The organism is Bacillus sp. AFS053548 (assembly GCF_002575105.1).
Lineage (GTDB): Bacteria > Bacillota > Bacilli > Bacillales > Bacillaceae_G > Gottfriedia.
Genome location: NZ_NUHI01000006.1, coordinates 169675 through 180929 on the forward strand (window position 1 = coordinate 169675; position 11255 = coordinate 180929).

Consider the following 11255-nt stretch of genomic DNA (forward strand, 5'->3'; position numbering starts at 1 on the left):
ATTTTATTTGAGAGGTTTATGATGTTTAAGCTATCTACATTGGAAGAAATCATCCTTTTTTTAGTTAATCGATATAATGGTGAACGAACGATCCAAGGTATAATGTATTTATTAAAAGGTAAACAAAGTGCTCAAATTATTCAAGATTCTCATTTTTATCAAGTCACATCATTTTTCGGACTTTTTCATTTCCTTACTCTTCAGAATATGCAAGAAATTATAAATGGGTTAGAGGTTAAGGGGTATATAGGTCAGTCTGAAAATAAGAACATCTATTTGTTAAATAAAAATGGTCAAGCTTATCTAGCAAATCAAAAATTACAGTTTATGGAATTTACATATATAAACGGACTAAGGTTTTCTAGTATTCAAAAGATATTTTGGAAAAGATTTTCATTGTTTTTTCAAACAGTTTCCAATCTGAATATGAATTTAAAATATTTTAGGGCAGTTATACAAGACCAAGAAATACAAGAATGGGTAAAAAATGAGATTCTAAATTATAATGGGAATAAAAACGAACTAGTTAATCAATTTTACAAAGAATTGCATACTATTTTAGAAAATATAAGTGATGAAGACGCATTACTATTTGTGAAACGATTGTCTGGAGCAAATGCTTATGGCATGACTTTTGAACAAATTGCATCAGAACACAAAGTGAGTGTTGAAAAAATTTATCTCAATTCGATTAATACTTTGCATCATATGATCACTATTTTAGTTCAACCTAACAATAATTATCCTTTATTAAGTAAATTTATTTATGGAGATAAAAGTACTAATATTACGAATACCTCTATTGAAACAAAGCGATTATTTTCTGATGGTAAAACAATTCAAGAAATAGCGGTGATTCGTAATTTAAAGATTAGTACAATAGAGGATCATATAGTTGAGTGTGTATTAGGTGATAAATTATTTCCAATAAATCAATTTATTACAACAAATCAATTTACTTTAATAAAAAATAAAATTATTGAACTAAATACAAGGAAATTAAAAATTATTAAAGAAGCTTTATTAAATGAGGTAACATATTTTCAAATTCGTATTACTCTAGCAAGAATGGGTGATTTACATGGACCTAAATAAAGTTCTATACGAAAAATTCGGTTATTCAAGTTTTCGAAATAACCAAAAAGAAATTATTAATGACTTGTTAAACTCGAAGGATGTTTTAGCAATGCTCCCCACAGGTGGGGGGAAATCATTATTATATCAATTAACAGGCCTACTATTGCCAGGCGTTGTAGTAATCGTTTCACCATTACTTTCCCTTATGGAGGATCAAGTAGAGCAGATTAAAGCATTTGGAGATAAACGAGTAATTGCACTAAATAGCTTTAGAAGTTTTGAGCAAAAAAAATATTTATTTAATAATATTAGCAGCTATAAGTTTATTTTTGTATCGCCTGAAATGTTACAAAATCAATTTTTGATTCAAAAGCTTTCTGTGTCTAAGATCTCGTTATTTGTTGTTGATGAAGCACATTGTATATCACAGTGGGGGCATGATTTTAGACCAGAATATAAAACTTTAGGGGAAATAAAGCGGAAGTTAAATAATCCGACGGTTTTAGCTTTAACCGCTACAGCTAGCAAAAATGTACGGGAAGAAATAATCGAAACTTTACAGTTAAAACATGTTCAAAAATATATCAATTCAGTTAATAGAGAGAATATAGCTATTCAAGTCGAAAAAGTAGATTCGGAAACAGGAAAGCTCAGGTCATTAACCGACCATCTTTCTAAATTAACAGGTCCAGGCATCGTTTATTGTGGTACAAGAGCTACTTGCGAGAAAATTTCACATACCATAAGTGAAAAATTTAAATGCAAAGTCGCTTATTATCATGGTGGAATGGAACATGAACAAAGAATTTTAATTCAACAACAATTTATTCAAAATCAAATAGATATCATAGTTTGTACAAGTGCTTTTGGTATGGGGATAAATAAGCCAAATGTAAGGTTTGTAATTCATTATCAGTATCCTTCAAATATCGAGAATTATCTTCAAGAAATTGGACGAGCCGGCCGAGATGGTGAGCCAAGTATAGCAATACTAATAGTTTGTGAAGAAGATCATGAATTACCACTAAGGTTAATTGATGACGAAATCCTTTCTGTAAATCAAGTTGAGTCTTTTCTAGCGTATTTAAAAAGATTGGAAGAAAATCCGTTCAAATTGACTGAAACGCTAGTGTCTAATTGGAGAGCAGTTTTTCAATTTAGTGAAATACAGTGGACAACGCTTCATTCTGAAATGGTTAAGTTTAATGTAATCGTAGATGAAAACTTGCAGATAGAAAAAATAAATAATGACTTATTAGAATCGATTAAAGTGTTAATTTCGGAGCGGAAAAAAGTAAAATATTTAAAACTTAAAGCGATGATCGATTTTCTATCTTCATCCACTTGTTATCGAGAAAAATATCTTTTACTTTTTGATGAAATGTTAGGACAGAGACCAATAAATTGCTGTAATATTTGTGGTATATCTTTTGAAGAGTATTGTTCAAATGATCACGATAAATATGAAAATACTAACGTACTTTCATGGGAACAAGAATTAAGAAATAAATTGGGGCTGTGAGGAATCTATATGGAAAGCGAATTAAACCGTCAAGAAATTCCAGTTAACTATTTGAAGAAAAGCGTATATGGTACGCAGTTAATCATTTTAGTAATCGCTATTTTATGTATTGCTTTTTTTATTGGTACAGAAAAATTTATAGATGATTTACATTTATTTAAAAGTTATAAAACATATTTATATGGATTCGGTGCTGGATTTTCTCTCATCCTATTTAATATTTTATTAAATTATACGATTCCGGAGCGTTTGTTGGATGATGGTGGATTTAATAAAAGATTCTTTACGTCACTTTCAGTTCCTGAAATGACAATACTTTGTATTTTAATCGCATTATCAGAAGAATTATTTTTTAGAGGTTTTATTCAAGCTAAATTTGGACTAATTATTGCATCAGTTGTATTCGCTTTAGTTCATTTTCGATATGTGAAAAAACCGATTTTACTTACAATCGTATTAATTGAAAGTTTTTTCTTAGGTTACTTATATTTGAAAACAAATAATATTGTTATTGTATTTATCGCACATTTTATCTTAGATTATGTTTTAGGGATGTATATGAAATTAAGTTTGGAAAGTGAAGACAAAGAATGAAAAATGAGCTTCAGACTAATAGTATAGCTGACTTAAGTCGAAAGAAAAAAAGTAAGAAATTTAAAAATAAGAAAATAAATGATCAAAATAAAGCAGTTGATTTGTTAAATCTACCACCAAGAAGTGAAACAATGAAAATAAAAGAGGATCAACGAAGACCTTGGTGGAAAATAAAATATCCTTTAATCACTGCTTTGGTCATAATCTTTATCATGCTACCATTTGGAGTAGTGAAGTTTGTACATAGTAAATACGATAAAATTTTTACTGAAAAAGGAAGTTTAATCATACCTTCAAATAAATTTGAAAAAGTTGAATTAGCTGCTACCGATCATTTAAAAAAACAAAAAAAGAATAAATCTCAGAAAAAAACTCCAATCAAAAATGAGATAAAAAAGGTAGTAAAACCCCAAACAGATTCAAGTGAAACTGTCGGAGTGGAAGAGATTAATCACGAAGTTCAAAAAGGAGAAACATTATTTACTATTTCAATGAAATATTATGGTAATCGTGATGGCGAAGAAATTATTCAAGATGCAAATCATTTAAATGGGATCGAAGTAACGCCCGGCCAGATATTAAAAATCCCATTAAATGTTGATGTGGATAAATAATGTTATGTAGGGAATTGAAATTCGAAATCTAGACAAATTCGCTTTGATCGAATCCTTCCTATCTATGTTATAAATAGAGGGAAAGGGAGTGTTAAAGTATGTTAGCAAAACATCGAATGCTTCAAAACCACCAAGTTATTACGATCCAATCTAATGAAACTATAGAGTGTGCAATTAATCTTTTATTGGAAAAACAAATTGATAGTGTTCCTGTATTATCGGGAAATAAATATGTTGGAATGATTTCACAAGCAGAGATTTTTAAAAGATGCTTTTTTAGTGAATTACGAAAAGAAGAATACGTTAAGAATCTAAAAGTAGGTGAAATTGCTACTCATCAAACAATCTGTGTTAAAACGGATGAGCCATATGAAGATACAATGAATTCGCTAAAAAAATATCCATCAATTGCGGTAGTTGATGATGAGAGAAATTTTGTTGGACTAGTTATAAGATATGATGTAATTGAGATTTTTCAAGAAGTACTAGGAAAAGACTGTCGAGGAATAAGAATTTCAATGACTAGTATGGAGAAGGAAGGGCAATTAGCAAGATTACTTGATTATCTTCACCATTTTAGGGTTAATATAATTTCGCTTGTAACTTTTGATTCAAAAGATCATTTATTAAGAAGAATTGTCTTAAAAATAGATGATAATAAAAATATCGATAAAATTTTACGTAAATTTGAAGAGCTTGGTCTAAGAATAGTATCTGTTACGAATGAATTAGAAAACTCTATCGTTAAACACTAATATTGTTAATCCGTTTTTCCCATTTCTTGTTACTAAATATTGATAAATGATATTATTTTGCGTATACGAAAATAGACTTTTTGGAACGATTAAACCATATTTCATCCAAAATTAAAAACTTATGTCCATTTTGTATCAATGGATATAAGTTTTTTTGTTGTTTAAAATTTTTCAATTTCTACTAGTTTTTGTATAATAAAAAAAAGAAATAGATAAATTGGTTTTTTAGAATGAAGTAAAATCAGTGAATTAAGCTGACATATACTTTGTTAATGGGTTAAGCTACAAGGGGGAAATTAAAATAAAATTATTATCATTGATTGGATTCGTAGTAATTGTAGCAATTATTTTATTGATTATTCGAAAAAGTAAGCTAGAAATTATACATAAAAAAATTAAAATGAAACATTTAGATGATTCATTACAGTCAATTCAGCTTATATGGATTCCAAATATAGGCGATATTCCTTTTAAATTGAGTGAGATTGAAAAAATTTGCAATCATAATACATTAATTCTTTTAAGTGGTTACTCAAAAAAGAAGTCAAAAAAATATAATGATGAAAACATCCACTATTTATCTTCTTTTGCTCCTGTCTATTTTTTGTGGAATGATTTTGACTATAGTGGCAACTATAGGGATCTAAATGCATTATTACTAGATTGTAAAGTTACAATTTTAGAAAATAAAAGTGCTTCATTTGAAACTGAAAATGGTACTAAGTTTTCGATTGTTGGATTAGATGATGTGAAAACAAAGAGAGATCATTTAGACTTTGCACTTGAAGAGCGGTATGAAAATGATCTTAGTATTTTAACAAGCTATACTGAAGTCATGGATAGTAATAGTAGTAATTTTGAAAGTATTCAAGTTTATCTGTTTGAAAGAAGTCAATTAAATGTAAATCGAAATCAGAAAACGGTATATTTGGAGCTACATAACAATAAAGGAATTCGCAAACAAAAAACAATAACAGTTTTAAATTTTGAAGTTATGAAATAAGTGTTTGTTGTTTACATGCAGGAGGAAAGAAAATTGGCCCAAATAGGAAAGTACAATATTAAAGCAATTTCTAACATTGTTGGGATTTTACCAGGCACATTAAGAGCTTGGGAAAGAAGATATAATATCATAAGTCCTGTTCGAAATGATGCTGGCCATCGACTATATACAGAGGAACATGTTTATATTTTAAAATGGCTTGTTCAAAAAGTTAATGAAGGGTTTACAATTGGACAAGCAATTAATTTATACGAAGCAAAAGAGCATAAATCGTCTAATGACAGCTCTCTTACTGAAAATCTTCAATCAGATGCGCTAGTCAATCGAATTGTTTCTTCATTATTATCTTTTGAAGAAAGTGAAGCCCACAATTATGTGAATGACGCTTTTAGTCTTTTTTCTATAGATAAAGTATTATTTAAAATTATTTCTAAGGTTTTCATATTAATAGGTGATAAAAGTCGTAATGGTGAAATTACAAGTGCCCATGAACATTTTGCAACATCTTTTTTGAGAACGAGATTAGGGATGATTTATCAAAATTTACCTAACAATAAACATTTGCCAAAGCTAATCGCAGTTTGTGGACCAGAAGAAAAGCACGAATTAGGTTTATTAATTTTTACGATTTATTTAAGAAGAATCGGTTTTCAAGTTATTTATTTAGGAGCATCCATTGATTCAGATGATGTTGAACAAGTAATAAATGAAGTGAATCCAGCTGGATTTATTATGACTTGTACTTTAAGAGAAAATTTAAAGAAAACAATTGATCTAGCCATCATAATTAAAAAAATTAAACCTGATATCATTATTGGAATTGGTGGACACGCAGTTTCAACTTGTGAGAGCCCAATTATGGATTCCATACAGGAATTTTATATTGGTAGCCAACAAGCGAACTGGGATGAATGGTTAAAGCAGAATTTTAATTATAAATGAATTTTGACTTTAGAATCACCAAAATTATATAAAAACATAAACTGTACTATGGTAAATGCAGCAAGGAGGCTAGTTCATGAGGTTGGAACGGTTGAACTACAATAAAATAAAAGTTTTTCTTACATCTGATGATTTATCTGAACGTGGTCTGACAAAAGAAGACTTATGGTACAATGCACCAAAAGTTCAACAGCTTTTTCAAGATATGATGCATGAAGCTAGCGTAGAACTAGGTTTCGAAGTAGATGGAAAAGTATCCGTTGAAGTTTTCTCTCTTCAAGCTCAAGGAATGGTTGTAATTGTAACAAAATCCGATGAAATTGAAGAAGAGGAAGATGAATTTCAAGACGATTTTATCTCGATGGAAGTAATCCTAGATGAAAGTGAACATATATTGTACGAGTTTTCTACTTTAGATGATCTAATCCTACTTTCTGAAAAATTGGTTTCATGTGATGCTTTAGGTGGTAGATTATTCTCTTTTGAAAATACGTTTTACTTAAAGTTCGAGGAGAATGAAATAGGAAGACTAGATCGTGAGACATTTTATGCGATTTTAGCTGAATATGGTAATCCTTCCACAAGAACAATTTACCGTATTATTGAATATGGTAAAGAACTTATCTCAGAAAATGCTATTGAACAACTGCATTTTTATTTCGTTAAAAATAAAGCCTCTCAGTAATTTATTACGAGAGGTTTTACTTTTGTAAATTTTTTATTAATATATTGTATTTCTTCATATTCTTTCCTTTTCAAATTTTGGAAATAGGAGTATAATGACCTTAGAAAACGCTTACATTAAACGAATATTATATTTTGTTTTCTATGTGTTTATAACTTTCAAAAAGGGATGGAAAGTTGTATACTAATTTCAGAATGAATGAATCTTTTCATAGTTCAAATTTCTAGGGGGTTTACAATGGTTGCCGAGAAATCTACAGAGAAAAATAGCAACACTGAAGAACAATTAGATGTACTAGCGCCTACACAAGTAGTTATTAAAGAAGCGTTAGAAAAATTAGGATATTCAAATGAAATGTATGAACTTTTAAAAGAGCCAGTTCGTATGATGACTGTAAAAATTCCAGTTCGCATGGATGATGGACAAGTGAAAATTTTCACTGGTTACAGAGCTCAACATAATGATGCTGTAGGACCAACAAAAGGTGGTATCCGTTTCCATCCAAATGTAACAGAAAATGAAGTTAAAGCCCTTTCAATCTGGATGAGCTTAAAATGTGGAATTGTAGATTTACCATATGGTGGAGGTAAAGGTGGAATCGTTTGTGATCCACGTGATATGTCATTCCGTGAGCTAGAAAGACTTAGTCGCGGTTATGTTCGTGCAATTAGCCAAATCGTAGGACCAACTAAAGATATTCCAGCTCCAGACGTATTTACAAACTCACAAATTATGGCTTGGATGATGGATGAATATTCTAGAATAGATGAATTTAACTCACCTGGTTTTATTACTGGTAAACCATTAGTATTAGGTGGATCTCACGGCCGTGAAACAGCTACTGCTAAAGGTGTAACGATTGTAATTCGTGAAGCAGCAAAGCGTAGAGGTATTAACTTAGAAGGTGCACGAGTTGTTATCCAAGGATTTGGTAATGCAGGTAGCTTCTTAGCGAAATTTATGCATGATGCTGGTGCAAAAGTTATTGGTATTTCTGATGCTTATGGTGCACTTCATGATCCAAACGGCTTAGACATTGATTATTTATTAGATCGTAGAGATAGCTTTGGTACAATTACTAAACTATTTAATAATACAATTTCAAATAAAGAATTATTAGAATTAGATTGTGATATCTTAGTTCCAGCAGCGATTGAAAATCAAATTACAAAAGAAAATGCTCATAATATTAAAGCAAATATTGTAGTTGAAGCTGCTAACGGACCTACAACACTTGAAGCTACTAAGATTTTAACAGAGCGCGGTATTTTATTAGTTCCAGACGTATTAGCTAGTGCTGGTGGCGTAACTGTTTCTTACTTTGAATGGGTACAGAATAACCAAGGTTACTACTGGACTGAAGAAGAAGTAGAAGATCGATTAGAAAAAGTTATGGTACGTTCATTTAATAATATTTATGAAACAAGTGTAAATAGAAAAGTAAATATGCGATTAGCTGCTTATATGGTTGGCGCGCGTAAAATGGCAGAAGCTAGCCGATTCAGAGGCTGGGTATAAGATTATATTTGATGATAAAAACAAGGTGGAGAATATCCATCTTGTTTTTTTTGATTAGCTATTATTAGACAAATTGAATATTTTACGTAAAATAGTAATAGTAAATATAACTAAGACTCTAGTTTATTGGAGATGTTTCAAATGGAAAAAGTTGAAGTTCTAATCATTGGTGGAGGACCCTGTGGTATTGCAGCTTATCTTGCATTAAAAAATAAGGGGATATCTGCATTAATAATTGAAAAAGGAAATATCGTTCATACCCTCAGTCGTTTTCCAACGCATCAAACATTTTTTAGTACAAGTGAAAAATTAGAAGTGGGAAATATTCCATTTATTATTGAAGGAAGAAAACCAAAAAAACACCAAGCTCTAGCATATTACCGTGATGTTGTAAAACGAAATAGAATAAAAATTAATGCCTATGAAGAGGTAAAAACAGTTAGTAAGAAAAGTGATTTTATCATCGAGTCAGTTACAATAAACGGTGAAGAAAAACGTTATGAAGCGAAAGCTGTTATTGTAGCAACTGGATATTATGACCAACCAAACTACTTATCAACACCTGGTGAACAGCTTAATAAAGTTTCTCATTACTTTTTTGAAGGTCATAAACATTTTAATCAGAAGGTTGTCGTTATTGGTGGTAAAAACTCAAGTGTTGACGCAGCACTAGAACTAGAAAAGTGTGGAGCGGATGTAACTGTACTTTATAGAGGCAGTTCTTATTCACCAAGTATTAAACCATGGGTTCTACCAGAATTCGAGGCACTTGTCCGTTCTGAAACAATTAAAATGGTATTTAACGCAAATCTACTTGAAATAAATGAATCATCAGTAGTATACGAAAAAGAAGGACAAATAGTTGAGATTGAGAATGACTTTGTCTATGCCATGACAGGTTACCATCCTGATCATACATTAATTAAAAGTATGGGCGTTAAAGTAGATGATCTAACAGGAAGACCATTATTCAATCCAGAAACGATGGAAACAAATATAGAAGGCATTTATATTGCAGGGGTAATTGCTGCCGGAAACAATGCAAACGAAATATTCATAGAAAATGGTCGTTTTCACGGTGACTTAATAGTTTCTCACTTAGCTAGTAAATAGTAATTATAAAAATACTGAAACGTAGCTATGCTACGTTTTTTTTTATTAAAGATTTTCAAGCCGTTTTCTGTTTACTTAAAGAATTTTAAAATGTTATAATTTCTTGTGAAATGAGGTGCTGAAAATGAAAAAAGTAGTATTAATAACAACGGGTGGAACGATTGCTAGTAAACCAAATGCAGAATCAGGTAAATTAGATTCTGGGGCATTGTCAGGTCAAGAAATTGCAGAAATGCTCAATTTACCAAAAGATATAAATGTTATTGTTGATTCTTTTTTCCAAGTTCCAAGTATGCACATAGGCTTCGAACATTGGATGTTGTTAAAGAATAAAATTGAAGAATATTACCAAGATGAAACAATTGATGGGGTTGTCGTTACCCATGGAACTGATACGTTAGAAGAAACGGCTTATTTTTTAGATTTAACAATTGACGATGATCGTCCAGTTGTTATTACTGGCTCTCAAAGATCACCAGGTGAATTAGGTACCGATGCTTTTATCAATTTAAGACATGCAATTTATACTGCATCTGACGAATCTACTCGAAATGTTGGTTCAGTTGTTGTCTTTAATGAACGTATTTTTACTGCAAAATATGTTAAAAAAGAACATGCATCTAATATTCAAGGATTTAACGTATTTGGATTCGGATACCTAGGTATTATCGATAACGATAAAGTACATATCTATCAAAAACCGGTATTAAAGGATAAATACAAAATCACAAGTGAGTTACCTCAAGTTGATATAATTAAATGTTATATTGAAGCAAAAGGATATTTAATTAAAGCAGCCGTTGAAAATGGTGCTAAAGGAATTGTCCTTGAAGGCGTTGGAAGAGGACAAGTATCTCCACATATGACTGAAGAAATTGAAAAAGCAGTTAAAGATGGTATTAAAGTAGTCATTACAACAAGTTCTGAAGAAGGCGAAGTTTATCCTACATATGATTATTACGGAAGTGCCTATGATTTAGTAAATAAAGGTGTTATCTTAGGTAAAGATTATGATAGTAAAAAGGCAAGAATTAAATTAACTGTTATGTTAGCATCCGAAGTGAATGATATTCTTGAAGGATTTTCTAAATAATTTTTACTTTTTTATACATTTGTCAAAAACGTGCTTAGCACGTTTTTTTTTGAGTGTTGAAATACAAATGGTCAAATGTATATTAAGTGAACTCATGTATCTTATATTTCATTCTTTGAAGGTCTATTAAGAATATTAGATTTTATTTAAGAGCTATAGGTTCAAATGATTATTTTTATAAGTTATGTTCGATGATCTTTAATTGACCTCAAAATGATTAACAAGCTTGTTATGATACTCTAAGTAAAAGGATATTAAACTAGGTTTTTAGTGTAACTACTTTTTTTGATGAATAAGTTGATTGGAACGAAAGGGTGTTCGACTCCTATGGGATAAGCG

The 11255-nt window shown here is 30.4% G+C and carries 11 protein-coding genes; all 11 read left to right on the top strand.

All coding sequences use genetic code 11. The annotated features are described in order from the left end of the window. Positions 1 to 21: 21 nt before the first annotated feature. The 11 genes from CN946_RS04665 to CN946_RS04715 all read left to right on the top strand — a co-directional run bounded on the left by CN946_RS04665 (position 22) and on the right by CN946_RS04715 (position 10916). Complete coding sequence (locus CN946_RS04665; protein WP_176547207.1) at positions 22 to 1095, top strand: YpbB family protein; 1074 nt, start codon at positions 22 to 24, stop codon at positions 1093 to 1095. Beyond that, positions 1082 to 2599, top strand: coding sequence for a RecQ family ATP-dependent DNA helicase (locus tag CN946_RS04670; protein ID WP_098860098.1), 1518 nt, complete (start codon positions 1082 to 1084; stop codon positions 2597 to 2599). The genes CN946_RS04665 and CN946_RS04670 overlap by 14 nt, the downstream gene beginning before the upstream one ends. A 9-nt stretch (positions 2600 to 2608) precedes the next feature. Then, a complete protein-coding gene (locus CN946_RS04675) occupies positions 2609 to 3193 on the top strand; it encodes a CPBP family intramembrane glutamic endopeptidase (protein WP_098860099.1) in 585 nt (194 codons plus the stop codon). Next, the gene (locus tag CN946_RS04680) at positions 3190 to 3807 is read left to right on the top strand and encodes a LysM peptidoglycan-binding domain-containing protein (RefSeq protein ID WP_098860100.1); all 618 of its coding nucleotides are present in this window, start codon (positions 3190 to 3192) and stop codon (positions 3805 to 3807) included. The genes CN946_RS04675 and CN946_RS04680 overlap by 4 nt, the downstream gene beginning before the upstream one ends. Before the next feature lie 98 nt (positions 3808 to 3905). Further along, positions 3906 to 4562 (top strand): CBS domain-containing protein, encoded by a 657-nt coding sequence (locus CN946_RS04685; RefSeq protein WP_098860101.1) that lies wholly within the window; start codon positions 3906 to 3908, stop codon positions 4560 to 4562. 316 nt (positions 4563 to 4878) lie between these two features. Next, positions 4879 to 5565: a hypothetical protein gene (locus CN946_RS04690; RefSeq protein ID WP_098860102.1), complete on the top strand. Its 687-nt coding sequence runs from the start codon at positions 4879 to 4881 to the stop codon at positions 5563 to 5565. A 33-nt stretch (positions 5566 to 5598) separates the two neighbouring features. Next, entirely contained in the window at positions 5599 to 6507 is a 909-nt protein-coding gene (locus CN946_RS04695) for a MerR family transcriptional regulator (RefSeq protein WP_098860103.1), read from the top strand. A gap of 76 nt (positions 6508 to 6583) precedes the next feature. Next, positions 6584 to 7192: a genetic competence negative regulator gene (locus CN946_RS04700; protein WP_025672362.1), complete on the top strand. Its 609-nt coding sequence runs from the start codon at positions 6584 to 6586 to the stop codon at positions 7190 to 7192. A 237-nt stretch (positions 7193 to 7429) separates the two neighbouring features. Next, entirely contained in the window at positions 7430 to 8710 is a 1281-nt protein-coding gene (locus tag CN946_RS04705; RefSeq protein WP_098429747.1) for a Glu/Leu/Phe/Val family dehydrogenase, read from the top strand. 141 nt (positions 8711 to 8851) lie between these two features. Next, the gene (locus CN946_RS04710) at positions 8852 to 9823 is read left to right on the top strand and encodes a YpdA family putative bacillithiol disulfide reductase (RefSeq protein ID WP_098860104.1); all 972 of its coding nucleotides are present in this window, start codon (positions 8852 to 8854) and stop codon (positions 9821 to 9823) included. 124 nt (positions 9824 to 9947) lie between these two features. After that, on the top strand, positions 9948 to 10916 hold the full coding sequence (locus CN946_RS04715; protein WP_098860105.1) for an asparaginase: 969 nt from the start codon (positions 9948 to 9950) through the stop codon (positions 10914 to 10916). Positions 10917 to 11255: the final 339 nt, after the last annotated feature.

What these genes read in the sequence shown, in the direction of transcription:
- CN946_RS04670 (WP_098860098.1), top strand. Translation starts at nt 1,082, where the DNA reads ATGGACCTAAATAAAGTTCTATACGAAAAATTCGGTTATTCAAGTTTT.
- CN946_RS04710 (WP_098860104.1), top strand. Translation starts at nt 8,852, where the DNA reads ATGGAAAAAGTTGAAGTTCTAATCATTGGTGGAGGACCCTGTGGTATT.
- CN946_RS04665 (WP_176547207.1), top strand. Translation starts at nt 22, where the DNA reads ATGTTTAAGCTATCTACATTGGAAGAAATCATCCTTTTTTTAGTTAAT.
- CN946_RS04685 (WP_098860101.1), top strand. Translation starts at nt 3,906, where the DNA reads ATGTTAGCAAAACATCGAATGCTTCAAAACCACCAAGTTATTACGATC.
- CN946_RS04680 (WP_098860100.1), top strand. Translation starts at nt 3,190, where the DNA reads ATGAAAAATGAGCTTCAGACTAATAGTATAGCTGACTTAAGTCGAAAG.
- CN946_RS04675 (WP_098860099.1), top strand. Translation starts at nt 2,609, where the DNA reads ATGGAAAGCGAATTAAACCGTCAAGAAATTCCAGTTAACTATTTGAAG.
- CN946_RS04715 (WP_098860105.1), top strand. Translation starts at nt 9,948, where the DNA reads ATGAAAAAAGTAGTATTAATAACAACGGGTGGAACGATTGCTAGTAAA.
- CN946_RS04700 (WP_025672362.1), top strand. Translation starts at nt 6,584, where the DNA reads ATGAGGTTGGAACGGTTGAACTACAATAAAATAAAAGTTTTTCTTACA.
- CN946_RS04705 (WP_098429747.1), top strand. Translation starts at nt 7,430, where the DNA reads ATGGTTGCCGAGAAATCTACAGAGAAAAATAGCAACACTGAAGAACAA.